The 18,910-nt window shown below is 71.4% G+C and carries 13 protein-coding genes; all 13 read left to right on the top strand.

The genetic code is table 11. The annotated features are described in order from the left end of the window. Nucleotides 1–142 precede the first annotated feature (142 nt). The 13 genes from ACFWFZ_RS12975 to ACFWFZ_RS12915 all read left to right on the top strand — a co-directional run bounded on the left by ACFWFZ_RS12975 (nucleotide 143) and on the right by ACFWFZ_RS12915 (nucleotide 18,783). Nucleotides 143–1,681: a bifunctional folylpolyglutamate synthase/dihydrofolate synthase gene (locus tag ACFWFZ_RS12975; protein WP_387120908.1), complete on the top strand. Its 1,539-nt coding sequence runs from the start codon at nucleotides 143–145 to the stop codon at nucleotides 1,679–1,681. Nucleotides 1,682–1,683: 2 nt separating this feature from the next. After that, a complete protein-coding gene (locus ACFWFZ_RS12970; RefSeq protein WP_387120905.1) occupies nucleotides 1,684–2,052 on the top strand; it encodes a DUF4233 domain-containing protein in 369 nt (122 codons plus the stop codon). 140 nt (nucleotides 2,053–2,192) lie between these two features. Further along, nucleotides 2,193–2,603: a nucleoside-diphosphate kinase gene (gene ndk / locus ACFWFZ_RS12965; protein ID WP_030027161.1), complete on the top strand. Its 411-nt coding sequence runs from the start codon at nucleotides 2,193–2,195 to the stop codon at nucleotides 2,601–2,603. 295 nt (nucleotides 2,604–2,898) lie between these two features. Next, a complete protein-coding gene (locus ACFWFZ_RS12960; RefSeq protein ID WP_030008578.1) occupies nucleotides 2,899–3,918 on the top strand; it encodes a rod shape-determining protein in 1,020 nt (339 codons plus the stop codon). A 132-nt stretch (nucleotides 3,919–4,050) separates the two neighbouring features. Further along, a complete protein-coding gene (gene mreC / locus ACFWFZ_RS12955; protein WP_387120902.1) occupies nucleotides 4,051–4,998 on the top strand; it encodes a rod shape-determining protein MreC in 948 nt (315 codons plus the stop codon). 13 nt (nucleotides 4,999–5,011) lie between these two features. Beyond that, nucleotides 5,012–5,719, top strand: a complete 708-nt coding sequence (mreD, locus tag ACFWFZ_RS12950; protein WP_387120899.1) for a rod shape-determining protein MreD — start codon at nucleotides 5,012–5,014, stop codon at nucleotides 5,717–5,719. Nucleotides 5,720–5,732: 13 nt separating this feature from the next. Continuing rightward, nucleotides 5,733–7,904 carry a penicillin-binding protein 2 gene (gene mrdA / locus ACFWFZ_RS12945; protein WP_387120896.1) on the top strand — a complete coding sequence of 724 codons (2,172 nt, stop codon included), beginning with the start codon at nucleotides 5,733–5,735 and terminating at the stop codon, nucleotides 7,902–7,904. Between the two features lie 16 nt (nucleotides 7,905–7,920). Further along, nucleotides 7,921–9,120 carry a rod shape-determining protein RodA gene (gene rodA, locus ACFWFZ_RS12940; protein ID WP_387120892.1) on the top strand — a complete coding sequence of 400 codons (1,200 nt, stop codon included), beginning with the start codon at nucleotides 7,921–7,923 and terminating at the stop codon, nucleotides 9,118–9,120. Nucleotides 9,121–9,169: 49 nt separating this feature from the next. Further along, on the top strand, nucleotides 9,170–10,690 hold the full coding sequence (locus ACFWFZ_RS12935; RefSeq protein ID WP_387120889.1) for a CHAD domain-containing protein: 1,521 nt from the start codon (nucleotides 9,170–9,172) through the stop codon (nucleotides 10,688–10,690). A gap of 72 nt (nucleotides 10,691–10,762) precedes the next feature. Next, nucleotides 10,763–12,688: a TIGR03960 family B12-binding radical SAM protein gene (locus ACFWFZ_RS12930; protein WP_387120885.1), complete on the top strand. Its 1,926-nt coding sequence runs from the start codon at nucleotides 10,763–10,765 to the stop codon at nucleotides 12,686–12,688. Between the two features lie 83 nt (nucleotides 12,689–12,771). Then, nucleotides 12,772–13,857: a hypothetical protein gene (locus ACFWFZ_RS12925; protein ID WP_387120882.1), complete on the top strand. Its 1,086-nt coding sequence runs from the start codon at nucleotides 12,772–12,774 to the stop codon at nucleotides 13,855–13,857. A gap of 110 nt (nucleotides 13,858–13,967) precedes the next feature. Then, a complete protein-coding gene (locus ACFWFZ_RS12920) occupies nucleotides 13,968–14,747 on the top strand; it encodes a TIGR03936 family radical SAM-associated protein (RefSeq protein WP_387120879.1) in 780 nt (259 codons plus the stop codon). A 235-nt stretch (nucleotides 14,748–14,982) separates the two neighbouring features. Then, a complete protein-coding gene (locus ACFWFZ_RS12915) occupies nucleotides 14,983–18,783 on the top strand; it encodes a ribonuclease E/G (RefSeq protein ID WP_387120876.1) in 3,801 nt (1,266 codons plus the stop codon). Nucleotides 18,784–18,910: the final 127 nt, after the last annotated feature.

Genomic DNA, 18,910 nt, shown 5'->3' with positions numbered 1-18,910 from the left:
TCCTGTTGGTGCTGGCCTGCGGCATTTGCTCCCCTGTCTGCTGCTCGCAAAGCCTGAATAGCGATCGGGTCGCTTCCGGCGCCGAAGGTCACGAATCGCCCGGGCCGGAAGTCCTCCCGGTGGCCGTCCGTAGACTGGCCCTGTGAGTGACCAGCAGCCCGAGAGCCACGACCGCCACGACGACGAAGACCTCGCCGGTGCCTTCGACGAGTTCGACCAGATCGTGGCGGAAGAGTCCGACCGCGACCCCGACCTGGCGGTGATCGAGGCCGGCAGCCGCACCCTGCGCGCCCAGGCCGGGCCGCCCCAGGGGGACCCGGTGCCCGCCCGGCCCGCCGACCCGGAGGTCGCCAAGGCACTGCTGGAGGTGGAGCAGGAGCTCTCCACCCGCTGGGGCGAGACCAAGCTGGAGCCCTCGGTGTCGCGGATCGCGGCACTGATGGACGTACTGGGCGAGCCGCAGCGCGCGTACCCCTCCATCCACGTCACCGGGACCAACGGCAAGACCAGCACGGCCCGCATGATCGAGGCCCTGCTGAACGCCTTCGAGCTGCGCACCGGCCGCTACACGAGCCCGCACGTGCAGTCGATCACCGAGCGGATCAGCCTCGACGGGGCGCCGATCGCCGCCGAGCGGTTCGTGGAGACCTACCACGACGTGAAGCCGTACGTGGAGATGGTCGACGCCTCCGAGGAGTTCCGGCTGTCCTTCTTCGAGGTGCTCACCGGGATGGCCTACGCGGCCTTCGCGGACGCCCCGGTGGACGTGGCCGTGGTCGAGGTCGGCATGGGCGGCAGCTGGGACGCGACCAACGTGATCGACGGCTCGGTCGCCGTGGTCACCCCGATCAGCCTGGACCACACCGACCGGCTCGGCTCCACGCCCGGTGAGATCGCCGCGGAGAAGGGCGGCATCATCAAGCAGGACGCGACCGTGATCCTGGCGCAGCAGCCGGTGGACGCGGCACAGGTGCTGCTGAAGAAGGCCGTCGAGGTGGACGCGACGGTGGCCCGCGAGGGCATGGAGTTCGGCGTCGTCTCGCGCGAGGTCGCGGTCGGCGGGCAGCAGCTGACGCTGCGCGGAGTGGGCGGCGAGTACGACGGCATCTTCCTGCCGCTGTACGGCGCCCACATGGCGCACAACGCGGCGGTGGCGCTCGCCGCGGTCGAGGCCTTCTTCGGGGTCGGCGGGCCGCACGCCCGGGTGCTGGACGTGGACACCGTGCGGAAGGCCTTCGCGTCGGTGACCTCGCCGGGCCGCATGGAGGTCGTGCGGCGCAGCCCGACGGTGATCCTGGACGCGGCGCACAACCCGGCGGGCGCGGCGGTCACCGCGGAGGCGGTCACCGAGGCGTTCGGCTTCAGCCGGCTCGTCGGCGTCGTCGCCGCGAGCGGGGACAAGGACGTACGCGGGGTGCTGGAGGCCTTCGAGCCGATCTTCGCGGAGGTCGTGGTCACGCAGAACTCCAGCCACCGGTCGATGGACGCGGACGAGCTGGCGGCCGTCGCCGTCGAGGTCTTCGGCGTGGACCGGGTGCAGGTGGAGCCGCGGCTGGACGACGCCCTGGAGGCGGCGATCACCCTGGCCGAGGAAGAGGCCGAGTACGGAGGGGCCGGGGTCCTGGTGACCGGTTCCGTGATCACGGTGGGCGAGGCCCGCCTGCTGCTGAAGAGGGGCTGAGGATGCGCACGCTGTGTGCGAGCACGCTGATCGGCGAGTTCTTCGTGATCGGCTTCGCGGGACTGGTCGCCATGAAGGACCCGGACCTGACCCAGGCCGCGGTCTGGACGGTGTGCGGGGTCGCGATGCTGCTGTCGGTGCTGCTGTGCGGCATGCTGTCGCGGCCCGGGGCGGTCCAGCTGGGCTGGGCCCTGCAGATCGGGCTCGTCGCGAGCGGGTTCGTCGTCCCGACGATGTTCTTCCTCGGCGCGGTCTTCGCGGGCCTGTGGTGGTGCTCCGTCCACTACGGCCGGAGGATCGACTCGATCAAGGAGCGCTGGGCGGCCGCGCAGGAGGCGTCGGCGGCGCCCGCGGCGTCCGACCCCGCCTGACGGATCCTCTGGCCATCCCGGCCCGGGCCACCCCGGTCCCGGCCCCCGGTCCCGGCGATCCCGCCCCCGGACGGCCGGACCGCCCCGGACGGCCCTGTAGATTCGTCCCACCGCACCCGTATGCCGCAAGGAGCCGCACCATGACCCAGCGCACCCTCGTCCTGCTCAAGCCCGACGCCGTCCGTCGTGGCCTGGTCGGCGAGATCATCGGCCGCATCGAGCGGAAGGCCGGCTGGACCATCCCCGCCCTGGAGCTGCGCACGCTCGACCAGGAGACCCTGGAGGCGCACTACGGCGAGCACAAGGGCAAGCCGTTCTACGAGCCGCTGATGGGCTTCATGTCCAGCGGCCCGGTCGTGGCCCTGGTCGTCGAAGGGGAACGCGTGATCGAGGGCGTCCGCCAGCTGGCCGGACCCACCGACCCGATCGCCGCGGCGCCCGGCTCCATCCGGGGCGACTTCGGCACCGTCACCCGGGAAAATCTGATCCACGCCTCGGACTCCGAGGAGTCGGCCGAGCGGGAGCTGAAGCTCTTCTTCCCCGCGCTCTGATCACTCCCTCCTGACGAGACATCAGCCGAATAGCGCTCATGACCTGGGGCGACCGAAGTAATTTCGGTCGCCCCCAGGTAATTCCGTGCCCGAGCGGGAACGCCTGGGCAGGACACGTCGTCACCACTGAGGGGGCGGGTATCCGTTCCGGCGGGATTGCCGGAGTCCCGTCGCGCGGTGTCCGTACCCCGGCACTACGATGGGGCCTCCACCCACACACCCACCTCGCCGACCTGACAGCAGCCGCTTTCAACTGGAAGGCCAGACGCTCCTCATGGGGAACAAGGGGAACAACATGTCGTTCATCGGCCGTGACATGGCGATCGACCTCGGGACCGCCAACACGCTGGTGTACGTGAGGGGCCGGGGGATCGTCCTGAACGAGCCGTCCGTGGTCGCCATCAACACGAACACCGGTGGCATCCTGGCGGTCGGCTCCGAGGCGAAGAAGATGATCGGGCGCACGCCCGGCAACATCGTCGCCGTGAGGCCCCTCAAGGACGGCGTGATCGCCGACTTCGAGATCACCGAGCGTATGCTCCGGTACTTCATCCTCAAGATCCACAAGCGTCGCTACCTGGCTCGCCCGCGCGTCGTGGTCTGCGTTCCCTCCGGCATCACGGGAGTGGAGCGCCGCGCGGTCATCGAGGCGTCCACGCAGGCCGGCGCCCGCCAGGTGCACATCATCGAAGAGCCCATGGCCGCCGCCATCGGCTCGGGCCTGCCCGTCCACGAGGCCACCGGCAACATGGTCGTGGACATCGGCGGCGGCACCACTGAGGTCGCCGTCATCTCCCTCGGCGGAATCGTCACGGCACAGTCCATCCGGGTGGCCGGCGACGAGCTCGACAACGCGATCATCCAGCACATCAAGAAGGAGTACTCGCTCCTCCTCGGTGAGCGGACGGCCGAGCAGATCAAGATCACCATCGGCTCGGCGTACGACCTCGACAAGGACGAGCACACCGAGATCCGCGGCCGGGACCTGGTCTCGGGCCTGCCCAAGACGGTCGTCATCTCGGCCGCCGAGGTCCGCAAGGCCATCGAGGAGCCGGTCAACTCCATCGTCGACGCGGTCAAGACGACGCTCGACAAGTGCCCGCCGGAGCTCTCGGGCGACATCATGGACCGAGGCATCGTCCTCACCGGCGGCGGCGCCCTGCTCCGCGGCCTCGACGAGCGGCTGCGCCGTGAGACCGGCATGCCGATCCACATCGCCGAGGACCCCCTCGACTCCGTCGCGCTCGGCTCCGGCAAGTGCGTCGAGGAGTTCGAGGCACTCCAGCAGGTCCTGGACGCCCAGCCCCGTCGCTGACCACACCCCTCCCTGCCGGAGGGGGTAAGCGGAGCACAAGGATCCGCCGTACGGGTGCTACCGGGCCCGTGCGGCGGATCGTTGATATACAGGCAAAAGAGAATTCCGACGAGGAAGGCACGGCCGCCGCACGTGAGGGACACACGAGAAAGCCGGCTGCTCCTGGTGCTTCTGATCGCCATCGCGTTCGCGTTGATCACGGTGGACATCAGGGCCGGCGAGGAGTCACCGGTCGACGGTGCCCGGCAGGCCGCCGCAGCGGTCTTCGGGCCGGTCGAGGAGGGTGTGGCGACCGCGGTCGATCCGGTCGCCAACGCCATAGGGGCCGTACGGGACTCCGGGGAGCGACACAACCGCATCGCCACGCTGGAACGCGAGAACGCGGCCCTCAAGGCCAAGCTGGGCAGCGAGGACCTGACGCGCAGCCGCATCCACGAGCTCGACGAGATGCTCAAGCGGGCCGGCGCCGGACAGTACGGCATCAAGGGCGCCGAGGTCATCGCCATAGGAGCGGCCCAGGGCTTCTCCTGGACCGTCACCATCGACGCCGGCAGCAAGGACGGCATCGAGCGCGACATGACCGTCCTCAACGGCGACGGACTCGTCGGCCGGGTCACCACCGTCGGCCCCGACACCTCCACCGTCGTCCTCGCCAACGACCCCGACTTCACCGTCGGCACGCGCCTGGAGAAGACCGGCGAACTCGGCTTCGCCACCGGCCAGGGCGACCGCGCCCTGTCCGTCCAGATGCTCAACGGCAAGGCCAAGGTCAGCCCCGGCGACCGGCTCGTCACCTTCGGCTCGCGCGGCAACAAGCCCTTCGTGCCCGGCGTCCCGATCGGCGAGGTCGTCAAGGTCGACCCCTCCCGCGGCGACCTGACCCGCACCGTTTGGGTGCGTCCGTTCGTGGGCTTCTCACGACTCGACATCGTGGGCGTCGTCGTGATGCCGCCGCGCGAGGACCCGCGCGACGCCGTCCTGCCACCCAAGCCCGAGGCCCCCAAGCCCACCCCGACGGTCACCGTCACGGTCACTCCGTCCGGGACCGCCAGCCTGGCGGCCCAGCCGGCCGACGACTAGGAGCCGACCCCGCATGCGCTTCAACCGGATCCTGCTCTCGGCCACGCTCGTCGTGGTCGCCCTCGTCATCCAGGTCACCGTCCTGGGCCGGCTCCAACTGCCCGGCGCCGTACCCGACCTGCTCCTCCTCACCGTCGTCTCCCTCGCACTCGTGTACGGGCACGTCAGCGGGGCGCTCATCGGCTTCGGCGCCGGGCTCCTCGCCGACCTGGCACCGCCCGCCGACCACGCGGCCGGGCGGTACGCGCTCGTCCTGTGCGTCATCGGCTACGTCGCCGGACTGGTCCGCCCCGACGGCGGGCGGTTCCGCTCCGCCTGGGGCCCGATGCTCACCGTCGTCGCCGCCGCGATCGGCTCCACCCTGCTCTACGCGAGCGTGGGCGCCCTGGTCGGCGACACCGCCGCCCGCCACGTGGGTCTGACCGGGCTGGTGTTCACCGCCACCCTCTACGACCTGCTGCTCGCGCCGTTCACCGTGCCGTGGATCATGGCGCTCGCCCGGAAGGCCGAGAACGACCCGATGGCAGTCGAGGCCGGCGGCGGCCCCGCCAACAAGGCCGCCGACGTCTCCGCCGGCTGGCTGACCGGCGGCACCGGCCTGCGTATCGGCAGCCAGCGCGGCGGCCTGCGCCTGAAGACCGCGCGGGTCCGCGCCAACAAGGCCGTCCGCATAAAGGGCGTCAAGCCGGCCAAGGGTGTGAAGAGCGTCAAGAAGCTGTGAGGGAGGAGCAGACGTGACCAACGTCCCGGAGACCGGCCGCACCTCCCGGGTGCAGATCAGGCTCGTCATCATGCAGGTCCTCGTCTTCTCGATGCTCATCACCCTCGGCGGCCGGCTCTGGTTCCTCCAGATCCGCAACGGCGCGGAGTACTACCACGAGGCGAAGAGCAACCACGTCCAGCGGGTCGTCCAGCCCGCCGTGCGCGGCTCCATCCTCGACGCCCGCGGCGTCCCCCTCGCCGACAACGAGACCCGCCTGGTCGTCTCCGCCAGCCGCACCGCGCTGATGAAGATGAAGGACAAGGGCAAAGGTGTCATGACCCGCCTCGCAGACGTCCTGGACATGACCCCCAAGCAGGTCATGGACAAGGTCCGGCTCTGCGACTCCCAGACCCCCAAACCCTGCTGGAACGGCTCCCCGTACCAGCCGATCCCCGTCACCCTCGAAGCCACCACCCAACAGGCACTCCAGCTGCGCGAACGCCCGGAGGAGTTCCCCGGCATCACCGCGGAGCCCACCGCCGTCCGCCGCTACCCGGCCCCCGGCGGGGCCCGCACCTCACAGGTGCTCGGCTACCTCTCACCCGTCACCGACGACGAGATCCAGAAGGCCAAGGACACCGACTCCCCGCACCTGCGCTCCGACCAGGTCGGCCGCTCCGGCCTCGAACGCACCTACGACCGGCAGCTGCGCGGCAAGGCCCAGGTCACCTCCTACGAGGTCGACAACCTCGGCCGGGTCATGGGCCAGACCAGGTCCGACCCCGGAATCGCCGGCTCCACCCTCGTCACCAGCATCGACGCCCGCGTCCAGGCCGTCGCCGAGTACGAGCTCCAGCAGGCGATGAAAGTCGTCCGCAACGAGACCGACAACATCACCGGCCGCAAGTACGAGGCCGACTCGGGCGCCGTCGTCGTCATGGAGGCCAAGACCGGCCGCATCGTCGCGATGGCCTCGCAGCCCGACTACGACCCCAACGCCTGGGTCGGCGGCATCTCCGGCGCGGACTACGCCAAGCTCACCAGCAAGAACTCCAACTACCCCCTGCTCAACCGGGCCATCCAGGGCATGGCCCCCGCAGGCTCCATCTTCAAGGTGGTCTCCGCGAGCGCCGCCGTCCGGGCCGGCTACAAGTTCAACGACAAGTACAACTGCAGCAGCTCCTACAGCCTCGGCGGCCGGAGCTTCGCGAACTTCGAGTCCAAGGGACACGGCCCCATCACCCTGGGCGAGGCCCTGAAGTTCTCCTGCAACACCGTCTTCTACGCCCTCGGCCACAAGGAATGGCAGCGCGACGGCGGCCTCAGCCCGAAGAAGGACGCCCACGACTGGTTCTACCGGACCGCCCGCGAGTTCGGACTCGGCTCGGAGACCGGCATCGACCTGCCCAACGAGGTCAAGGGCCGCATCCCCGACCGCCAGTGGAAGCAGAGCTTCTGGGCCGCCAACAAGAACTCCTGGTGCAAGCAGGGCAAGCGCGGCGGCACCTACGTCGAACAGATCGCCTACGAGAGCTGCCTCGAAGGCAACCAGCTCAAGGCCTACGACAGCATCAACTTCGCCATCGGCCAGGGCGACGTCCTCGTCACCCCCATCCAGATGGCCACCGCCTACTCCGCCATCAGCAACGGCGGCACCCTCTACAACCCCACCGTCGGCAAGGCCGTCATCAGCCCCGACGGCAAGCACGTCGAGATGCTCAAGCCCCAGTCCCACGGCAGGCTCCCCATCACCGCCCAGACCGTCGCCGACCTCGACAGGGGCCTGCGCACGGTCGTCGAACCCGGCGGCACCGCAGCCTGGCGCTTCGGCGGCTGGCCCCAGGACAAGATCCCGATGCACGCGAAGACCGGTACCGCCCAGGTCTACGGCAAGCAGACCACCTCATGGCTTGCGACCTACACCAAGGACTTCACGATCGTCATGACGATCTCCCAGGGCGGCACCGGCTCCGGCGCCTCCGGCCCCGCTGTGCGCAACCTCTACAACGCCATCTACGGTCTGACCATGGACGGGAAGCCGAACCCGAAGGGGGCCCTGCTCCCGGCCCCGGAGACGAAACTGCCCAGGATCAACCCCGACGGCTCCATCGAATCCCCCGAGATCCGGCCGTACGTTCCGCCGTCTGCGGAGGACCTGGAACCGCCGGCACTCGCCGGGCCACCCCCGACACGGCACGACTGAGGACCCCTATACCGACATGCCAACCGCCAACAAGTTCTCCGTCTCCCGCTACGCGCCCGAGCGCGGCCCCATGGCCAAGCTCACCGCCCGGGACTCCGTGCTGCGCCGGCTCGACTGGCCGATCCTGCTCTCCTCCCTCGCCCTGTCCTTCCTCGGCGCCCTGCTCGTCTGGTCGGCGACCCGCAACAGGACCACCCTGAACCAGGGCGACCCGTACTACTTCCTCGCCCGGCACGCCCTGAACACCGGCATCGGCCTGGTACTGATGATCGGCACCGTCTGGCTCGGCCACCGCACCCTGCGCGGAGCCGTTCCGGTCCTCTACGGGCTCTCACTCGTGCTGATCCTCGCCGTCCTGACCCCGCTCGGCGCCACCATCAACGGCGCCCACGCGTGGATCGTGATCGGCGGCGGATTCTCCCTCCAGCCGTCCGAGTTCGTGAAGATCACGATCATCCTGGTCATGGCCATGCTGCTCGCCACCCGGGTGGACGCGGGCGACCTCGCCCATCCGGACCACCGCACGGTCGTCAAGGCGCTCTGCCTGGCCGCCGCCCCGATGGGCATCGTCATGCTGATGCCCGACCTCGGGTCCGTCATGGTCATGGTCGTCATCGTGCTCGGCGTGCTGCTCGGCTCCGGAGCCTCCAACCGCTGGGTGTTCGGCCTGCTCGGATCCGGCGTGGCCGGCGCCGTCCTGATATGGCAGCTCGGCGTCCTCGACGAATACCAGATCAACCGCTTCGCGGCCTTCGCCAACCCCGAGCTCGACCCCGCCGGCGTCGGCTACAACACCAACCAGGCCCGCATCGCCATCGGCTCCGGCGGCCTGACCGGCTCCGGCCTGTTCAAGGGTTCGCAGACCACCGGCCAGTTCGTGCCCGAGCAGCAGACGGACTTCGTCTTCACCGTGGCCGGCGAGGAGCTCGGCTTCCTCGGCGCGGGCCTGATCCTGCTGCTGCTCGGCGTCATCCTCTGGCGGGCCTGCGTGATCGCCCGGGAGACCACCGAGCTCTACGGGACGATCGTGTGCGCCGGCATCATCGCCTGGTTCGGCTTCCAGTCCTTCGAGAACATCGGGATGACCCTCGGCATCATGCCGGTGGCCGGCCTGCCACTGCCGTTCGTGTCCTACGGAGGCTCGTCGATGTTCGCCGTGTGGATAGCGGTCGGACTACTCCAGTCGATCAAGGTCCAGCGGCCATTGTCAGCCTGATGTCCCCCTCATCCTGCACACGTGCTCCCTTCAGGACTAGGTTCGGTACATGGCGGACACAAAGCGCGAGATCGAGCGGAAATTCGAGTTCTCCAAGGCCAAATCTGCCCGGCGCGGGGTGCCGGACCTGACGGGGACGGCCGCCATCGCGGCCGTCACCGACCAGGGCACCGTCGACCTCGACGCCGTCTACTACGACACCCCCGACCAGCGGCTCGCCGCCGACGGTCTCACCCTGCGGCGCAGAACGGGCGGCGCGGACGAGGGCTGGCACCTCAAACTGCCCGTATCCCCGGGAGTGCGCGACGAGGTCGGCGCCGCGCTCAGCGACACGGTCCCGCCCGCCCTCACCGCCCTCGTCCGTTCCCGCGTCCGCGACGCCGCACTCGCACCCCACGTCCGACTGGTCTCCTCGCGCCACGTCAGCCACCTCCTCGACGCCGACGGGGCACTCCTCGCGGAACTGAGCACCGACGAGGTCGTGGCCGAGCGCGGCGACGCCACCGCCGGCTGGACCGAGGTCGAGGTGGAACTCGCCGACGGCGTCGACCCCGACCTCCTCGACGCCGTCGAGAAGGCCTTCCGCAAGGCCGGCCTCCGGGTCAGCGACGCCCCCTCGAAACTCGCCCGGGCCCTCGCCGAGACCGACGCCGAGCCCCCGGCCCGGCCCCGCGGCGCAGGACCCGAAGGCACCGCCGGCGCGCACGTCGTCGCGTACCTGACCAAGCAGCGCGACGCCATGGTCGCCCAGGACCCGGCCGTACGACGCGACCTGCCCGACTCCGTCCACCAGATGCGCGTCGCCACCCGCCGCCTGCGCAGCGCCTTCAAGACCTACCGCAAGGTCCTCGACCGCGAGGCCACCGACCCCGTCGGCGAGGAGCTGCGCTGGCTGGCCGCCGAACTCGGCGTCGACCGCGACCAGGAAGTCCTGGCGGAGCGGCTCCAGGCCCACCTCGCCGAACTGCCCCGCACCCTCATCACCGGCCCGGTCCGCGACCGCCTGCGGACCTGGAACACCAGCCGGCGCTCTGCATCACGCCGCCGGGCCCTGGACGCACTCGACAGCGACCGCTACATCACCCTGCTGAACTCCCTCGACGCCCTGCTGGACGCGCCCCCGCTGCTCGACGGCGCCGCCGGCTCCCCGGACAAGGTCCTCACCAAGGCGGTGCTGCGCGACTACGCGCGCCTCGCCACCCGGATCGACGGCGCACTCGCGCTCGACGCCGGCAAGGAGCGGGACCTGGCCCTGCACGAGGCCCGCAAGGCGGCCAAGCGTGCCCGGTACGCGGCGGAGTCGGCCGTGGCCGAGCTCGGCAAGCCGGCGAAACACCTGGCCAAGGCCATGAAGAAGGTCCAGAACCTGCTCGGCGACCACCAGGACAGCGTGGTGGCACGCGAAGCCCTGCGCGCCCTCGCCGCCCAGGCGACGGACGCGGGAGAGCCGGCCTTCACCTGGGGCGTGCTCTACGGCCGCGAGGAGATCCTGGCCGAGCGCGGCGAGCGGGAGCTCCCCGCCGTCTGGGCGAAGGCCTCGGCCCCCACCCTGCGGACGGCCCTGAAGTGATCATGCGGTGGGGGCGGCTGAGCCATCGGGGTACGCTAGATAGCTGCCCCCTGCCCGCTTCACGAAAGTCGCGTGATGACCGAGTCGGTCTTCCCTCAGCTTGAGGCCCTGCTTCCGCACGTGCAGAAGCCCATCCAGTACGTCGGCGGTGAACTCAACTCCACGGTCAAGCCGTGGGAGAGCTGCGACGTCCGCTGGGCCCTCATGTACCCGGACGCATACGAAGTCGGGCTGCCCAACCAGGGCGTCATGATCCTGTACGAGGTGCTCAACGAGCGCGAGGGCGTCCTCGCCGAGCGCACCTACAGCGTGTGGCCCGACCTCGAAGAACTGATGCGCGAGCACAAGGTGCCGCAGTTCACCGTGGACAGCCACCGCCCGGTCTCCGCCTTCGACGTGTTCGGCCTGTCCTTCTCTACGGAGCTGGGCTACACCAACATGCTCACGGCACTGGACCTCGCCGGCATCCCGCTGGAGGCCAGGAACCGCACCGTCGACCACCCGATCGTCCTCGCGGGCGGCCACGCGGCCTTCAACCCGGAGCCGATCGCGGAGTTCATCGACTGCGCGGTCATCGGCGACGGCGAGCAGGCCGTCCTCGACATGACCGAGATCATCCGCACGTGGAAGGCCGAGGGCAGGCCGGGCGGGCGCGAAGAGGTCCTGCTGCGCCTCGCCAAGACGGGCAACGTCTACGTCCCGGGCTTCTACGACGTCGAGTACCTCCCGGACGGCCGCATCGGCCGCGTCGTCCCCAACCGCTCCGGCGTGCCGTGGCGCGTGTCCAAGCACACCGTCATGGACCTCGACGAGTGGCCGTACCCCAAGCAGCCCCTGGTCCCGCTCGCCGAGACCGTCCACGAGCGCATGTCCGTGGAGATCTTCCGCGGGTGCACCCGCGGCTGCCGTTTCTGCCAGGCCGGCATGATCACGCGCCCCGTGCGGGAGCGAAGCATCACCGGCATCGGCGAGATGGTGGAGAAGGGCCTCAAGGCCACGGGCTTCGAAGAGGTCGGTCTGCTCTCCCTCTCCTCGGCGGACCACACGGAGATCGCCGACATCGCCAAGGGCCTCGCCGACCGCTACTCGGACGACAAGGTGGGCCTGTCCCTCCCGTCGACCCGCGTGGACGCCTTCAACGTGGACCTGGCCAACGAGTTGACCCGCAACGGTCGCCGCTCCGGCCTGACCTTCGCCCCCGAGGGCGGCTCCGAGCGCATGCGCAAGGTCATCAACAAGATGGTCTCGGAGGAGGACCTGATCCGCACCGTCGCCACCGCCTACGGCAACGGCTGGCGCCAGGTGAAGCTGTACTTCATGTGCGGCCTGCCCACCGAGACCGACGAGGACGTGCTCCAGATCGGCGACATGGCGGTCAACGTCATCGCCAAGGGGCGCGAGGTCTCCGGTCAGAACGACATCCGCTGCACGGTGTCGATCGGCGGGTTCGTGCCCAAGCCGCACACCCCGTTCCAGTGGGCGCCGCAGCTGTCGGCCGAGGAGACAGACGCCCGCCTGGGCAAGCTCCGCGACAAGATCCGCGGTGACAAGAAGTACGGCCGCTCCATCGGCTTCCGCTACCACGACGGCAAGCCGGGCATCGTCGAAGGCCTCCTCTCCCGCGGCGACCGCCGCATCGGCGACGTCATCCGCGCCGTGTACGAGTCGGGCGGCCGCTTCGACGGCTGGCGCGAGCACTTCAGCTACGACCGCTGGATGGAGGCCGCGGAGAAGACACTGCCCGCCTACGGCGTCGACGTGGCCTGGTACACCACGCGCGAGCGCACCTACGAGGAGGTCCTGCCCTGGGACCACCTGGACTCCGGCCTCGACAAGGACTGGCTCTGGGAGGACTGGCAGGACGCCCTCGACGAGACCGAGGTCGACGACTGCCGCTGGACCCCGTGCTTCGACTGCGGCGTCTGCCCGCAGATGCAGACCGAGATCCAGATCGGCCCGACCGGCAAGAAGCTCCTGCCGCTGTCGGTCGTGAAGTAGCCGGCCGACCGGTCGCGTAACCCTTGGGTCACGAGAGGCCCCCGCCCGCAACGGGTGGGGGCCTCCGCCGTGTCCTCCCCTGCATGGACTTGGACAAACGGCCTCCCGCGGACAGCGGTGACGGGTGCCTGGTGGGCGTCATCCGGATTCCCGTGAAGATCGTCGCCGTACTCGTCGTACTGCCCGTACGGGTGGTCTGGGAACTGCTGGTCGCCGCGGGCCGCGCCCTGCACCGGCATGTCCTCGGGCCGCTGTACGTCCATGTCCTCCAGCCGCTGCTCCGTGCGCTGGGGTGGCTGCTGACCACCCTGCTCAAGCTGGTCTTCGTCTGGCCGTGGGCCGGGCTCTGGCGGTACGTGCTCACCCCGGTCGGCCAGGGACTGGCGTGGCTGTGCCGCGGCCCGTACGACCACCTGCTCGCGCCGGCCGGGCGGATCCTGGGCACCTACGTGCTGCGTCCGCTCGGGGAGGCGCTGGCCTGGATCGGCCGGGGCGGCATGCGCTACCTGCTCGCGCCCCTCGCCAAGGGCGTGGCCTGGATCGGGTGGGCACTCGGCATGGCGCTGTTCGTGTGGCCGTGGGTCGCGCTGTGGCGGTACGTGCTCGCGCCCGTCGGCCGCGGGATCGCGTGGCTGGCCGCGGCGGCCTACCGGTACGTCCTCACCCCCGTCGGGCACGGGCTCGTATGGCTGGCGGTCGCCGTGTACCGGTACCTGCTGCGTCCGGTCGGGCTGGGCCTCGTACGGCTCGTGGCCGCCGTGTACCGGTACCTGCTGCGTCCCGTCGGGCTCGGCGTGGCGTGGCTGGCCGCCGCCCTGTACCGGTACGTCCTCACCCCGCTCGGGCAGGTACTGCTCTGGGCCTGGCACGTGGCCGGGCGGATCGCCGCCGCCCTGTGGCGCGGGCTCAAGTGGGTCGGCTGGGTGCTGGTCGGGTGGCCCGCCTCCCGGGTCTACCGGCATGTCCTCACCCCCGTCGGACACGCCGTGCGCGAGGTCTGGCGGACCGGCCGCGCAGCCGTCCGCGAGGCACGGGCCACCGTGCGCCGTGCGCTCTTCGGTACTCCTCCCGTGGAACCGGCGAGGTCACGGGCGCGTACTCTGGGTAGTACGACAGCCGCCGACGCGGCACCCGCAGACGAGATCTCCCGGCCCCGACGGCAGGGGTGAGCCGGAGCGGGTCGACAGACCTCAGGGCGAAGCGCGAGCCGCGGAGCCCCGCACAAGGAGAAGAACCACTGGGCAAGCGACAGCCCGAAGGCCCGCCTCCCGCACCGGTGGTGCAGCGCATCCGACTGCGCTACACCAAGCGCGGCCGCCTCCGGTTCACCAGCCACCGAGACTTCCAGCGCGCCTTCGAGCGGGCCCTGCGCCGCGCCGAGGTGCCGATGGCCTACTCGGCGGGCTTCACCCCGCACCCGCGCGTCAGCTACGCGAACGCCGCCCCGACCGGGACCGGCAGCGAGGCCGAGTACCTGGAGATCGGTCTCGCGGCGTCCCGCGACCCCGAGACCCTCCGCAAGCTGCTCGACGATTCGATGCCCGCCGGGCTCGACATCATCGACGCCGTCGAGGCCCGCACCTCCGGCCTCGCGGACCGGCTGACCGCCTCCGTGTGGGAGCTGCGCCTGGACGGTGTGGAGCTCGCCGAGGCCGAGCGGGCGGTGGAGGTGTTCCTCGCCACCGAGACCGTCGAGGTGCAGCGCAAGACCAAGAACGGCATGCGCACCTTCGACACCCGCGGCGCGGTCGTCAGCCTCGAAGCGCTTCCCGCGCCGGCTGATAGGCCGCTGGACAATGCTTGTGCGATACTGCGGCTGGTTGTTCGGCATTTGACACCTGCCGTGCGACCCGACGACGTCCTGTCCGGTCTCCGAGCTGTGGCCGACCTGGCGCCGCCGGTCCCCTCTGCGGTGACCAGGCTGGCGCAGGGGCTCTTCGACGAGGAGTCCGGCACGGTGACCGACCCGCTCGCGCCCGACCGCGAGGCAGACACGGCCGCCCCACCCACGGTCGCCGTGACCGCCGACGCGAAGGCGCCGGAAGGTCCCGCCGCGTAGGGATCGTCGTCGTCGCGCAGCCCTGGCACTCGGGAGCCACCTGGGTCGGGCCGCGTACAGACCTGAAGACTTCCGCCAGGCCGTACGGACAAACACGTACGGAACCGGCGGCCATGGACTACAGCTCCCGTGTGGCGAACGCGCCCCGGAGGCCGACTCCGCGTCAACGCGCGGAGTCGTGCCGGACCGGAAGTCAGCCGCGGCGCCCGGGAGCGTGACGGGAGAACCGCCCGCAATGCTCAACAACGAAAACGACACCACCACCCCCGCCGGCGCCGACAGCGGCAGCCCCAGCGACAACCTGCCTCCGCGCAGGCGTCGCCGCGCCGCCTCACGGCCGGCCGGTCCGCCCGGCGGCACCCCTGCCGCCGAGGTGACCCCGGCGGCGGAGCCCGCCCCCGTCGAGGAGGCCGCTCCGGCCGCCGCCCCCGCCCGTCCCCGCCGCCGCGCGACCCGCGCCGTGGCCGCTCCGAAGACCCAGGCCGCCGAGGCCGTCGTCGAGCCCGCCGCCGAGGCCCGGGCCGCCGAGGCCGCCGCCGCTGCGGTGGTCGAGGAGGCTGCGGCTGCTCCGGCTCCGCGTGCCCGTCGTCGTGCGACGCGTGCCGTGGCTGCTCCGGCCGCTGAGGCTGCCGAGGTTCCGCTTGTGGAGGCTCCGGCTGTTGCCGAGGCCGCCGCCGCTGCGGTGGTCGAGGAGGCTGCGGCTGCTCCGGCTCCGCGTGCCCGTCGCCGTGCCACCCGCGCCGTGGCCGCTCCGGCCGCCGAGACCCCGGCCGCCGAGACCGTCGCCGAGCCCGCCGCCGCGGAGGAGGCCCCCAAGGCCGCCGCCCGCGCCGTGACCGTCGCCGACGCGGTGGACGCCCCGAAGCGCGGCCGCCGCCGCGCCACCCGTTCCACGACCGCTCCCGCCGCCGCGCAGCAGCCCGCCGCCGAGCCCGAGGCCGCCGAGGCGCCCGCCGCTCCGGCGCGTGCCCGCCGCGCGGTGCGTCCCGCCGTGGCCGTCTTCCAGGCGCCGGTCTTCACCGAGCCGATGTTCCAGACTCCCGAGACCGCCGCCATGGCCGCCGCGGCCGCCGCCGCGAGCGAGGCCGAGGAGGTCGAGGAGGAAGAGGAGACCGAGGCCGCCGCCCCGGTCGAGCCCGCGCAGCCCGCCGGCCGCCGCCGTCGCCGTGGCCGTGGCGCCCCCGAGACCGCGCCGGTCTCGCTGCCCGAGGTGCTCGCCGAGGAGGAGCCGGAGGCCGAGGCCGCCGAGTTCGAGGACGAGACCGCCGAGGCCGCCGACTTCGAAGAGGGCGACGAGTCGGGCGAGCGCCCCTCGCGCCGCCGCCGCCGCGGTGGCCGTCGCCGCCGTCGCGGGGAGGCCGCCGACCTCGACGAGTCCGCCGAGGAGGAGACCGAGCCCGAGGCCGCCGCCGAGCAGGAGTCGGAGGAGGAAGAGGACGAGGAGAGCGAAGAGGCCCTCGGCTCCACCTCCAGCCGCCGTCGCCGCCGTCGCCGTCGCCGTAGCGGCGACACCGGTGCCGAGGTCTCCGAAGCGGGTGAGGAGGACGGTGTGCGCACCGTCGTCAAGGTCCGCGAGCCGCGCCCGGCGCGCGAGAAGGCCGAGCCGTCCGACGAGGTCCAGTCCATCAAGGGCTCGACCCGCCTGGAGGCGAAGAAGCAGCGCCGCCGCGAGGGCCGCGAGCAGGGCCGCCGCCGCGTCCCGATCATCACCGAGGCGGAGTTCCTGGCCCGCCGTGAGGCCGTCGAGCGTGTGATGGTCGTCCGCCAGTCCGGCGAGCGCACCCAGATCGGCGTCCTTGAGGACAACGTGCTCGTCGAGCACTACGTCAACAAGGAAGAGGCCACCTCGTACGTCGGCAACGTCTACCTGGGCAAGGTCCAGAACGTGCTGCCGTCGATGGAGGCCGCGTTCATCGACATCGGCAAGGGCCGCAACGCCGTCCTGTATGCCGGTGAGGTCAACTTCGAGGCGCTCGGCATGGCCAACGGGCCGCGCCGTATCGAGTCCGCCCTCAAGTCGGGCCAGTCGGTCCTGGTGCAGGTCACCAAGGACCCGATCGGCCACAAGGGCGCCCGCCTGACCAGCCAGGTCTCGCTGCCCGGCCGCTACCTGGTCTACGTGCCCGAGGGCTCGATGACCGGTATCAGCCGCAAGCTGCCCGACACCGAGCGCGCGCGTCTGAAGACCATCCTCAAGAAGATCGTCCCCGAGGACGCGGGCGTCATCGTGCGCACCGCCGCCGAGGGTGCGAGCGAGGACGAGCTGCGGCGCGACGTCGAGCGTCTGCAGGCCCAGTGGGAGGACATCCAGAAGAAGTCGAAGCAGATCACGACCTCTTCGCCGTCCCTGCTGTACGGCGAGCCGGACATGACGGTCCGCGTCGTGCGCGACATCTTCAACGAGGACTTCTCGAAGGTCATCGTCAGCGGCGACGGCGCCTGGGAGACCATCCACGGCTACGTCTCGCACGTGGCCCCGGACCTGGCCGACCGGCTCCAGCGCTGGACCTCCGAGGTCGACGTCTTCGCGACGTACCGGATCGACGAGCAGCTCGCCAAGGCGCTCGACCGCAAGGTGTGGCTGCCCTCGGGCGGCTCGCTTGTGATCGACAAGACCGAGGCCATGATCGTCATCGACGTCAACACCGGCAAGTTCACCGGTCAGGGCGGCAACCTTGAGGAGACCGTCACCAGGAACAACCTGGAGGCGGCCGAGGAGATCGTGCGCCAGCTGCGGCTGCGCGACCTCGGCGGCATCGTCGTCGTCGACTTCATCGACATGGTCCTGGAGTCCAACCGCGACCTGGTCCTGCGGCGCATGCTGGAGTGTCTGGGCCGTGACCGTACGAAGCACCAGGTCGCCGAGGTGACCTCGCTGGGCCTGGTCCAGATGACCCGCAAGCGGGTCGGCCAGGGTCTGCTGGAGTCCTTCTCCGAGACCTGCGTCCACTGCAACGGCCGCGGTGTCATCGTGCACATGGAGACGCCGGCCGCGATCGGCGGCGGTGGCAACGGCAAGCGCTCGAAGCGCCGTGGCGGCCGCACCGAGTTCGACCAGCACGACCACGAGGTCGAGACCGTCGAGACCGTCGAGAGCCCGGAGGCCGAGGCCTTCGAAACCGAGGCCGAGGTCGCGGCCGAGGTCGCGGCGCCGAAGGCGCTGCCCGAGCCGGAGTTCGCCGCGGGCGAGGAGCTCTACGGCTCCGCGGCCGAGGCGGAGGCCGCGGCGGGTCTGAGCGGGCGCCGCAGCCGACGCCGTGCCACGCGCAAGGCGACCGCTCCGGCGGGTGCCCCGCGGCGTGAGGCCGCTCCGGTGCAGGCCCCGGCCCCCGTGGCCGAGGTAGTCGCCGAGCCTGTGACCGAGCCGGCCGACACCGTGCTGGAGCCGGTCGCCGAGGTCGTCGCCGAGGCCGTGGAGGCCGCGGAGTCGGTCGAGGCCACCCCGGTCGCCCCGGTCGAGGAGGCCGCGCCGAGGGGTCGTACCCGTCGCCGTGCGACCCGTAAGGCCACCGCGCCGGCGGCCGCTGCCGAGTCGGCCCCGGAGCCGGTCGTGGCAGCGGAGCCGGCCCCGGCCCCGGCCCCCGAGCCGGTCGTCGTCCCGGAGCCGGAGCCCGTCGTCGAGCCCGAGCCGGCCGCCGCGGCCGAGGAGGCTCCCCTTGCGCAGGCCGCGCCGGCGCGGCCGCGCCGCCGGGCCACCCGTAAGGCCACCGCACCCGCCGGTTCCCCGGCAGGCGCGGCGGAGGCCGCCGTGGTGGTCGTCGAGGCCCCGGTGACCGAGCCTGCCGCTCCGGCCGAGGAGGCCGCCCCGGCGGAGGAGCCGGAGGCCGCTCCGGTCAAGAAGGCCGCCAGGAAGGCTCCGGTCAAGAAGGCGACCGCGGCGAAGAAGGCCCCGGCCAAGAAGGCGGCGGCCGCCAAGAAGACCGTGGCCAAGAAGGCGGCCACGACCAAGAAGACCGCGACGAAGCGGGCGACGAAGAAGACCGCGGCGGCGGAGCAGCAGGCCGCCCCGTCCGTCTCGGCTCCGACCGAAGCCTGATCCGTCACGTGGCCGTGGGCCCCGCCGCGCGGCGGGGCCCCCGGCCCGGCGGGGCCCCGGTTGTCCCACCCGCACCCGCCCCCGAACCCAGACCCTCGGCGGGGGCTGTACGAAAACCTTAACCGCG

The sequence above is a fragment of the Streptomyces sp. NPDC060232 genome (assembly GCF_042726555.1).
Taxonomy (GTDB): domain Bacteria; phylum Actinomycetota; class Actinomycetes; order Streptomycetales; family Streptomycetaceae; genus Streptomyces.
This window is presented reverse-complemented; position numbering and strand designations above follow the sequence as displayed.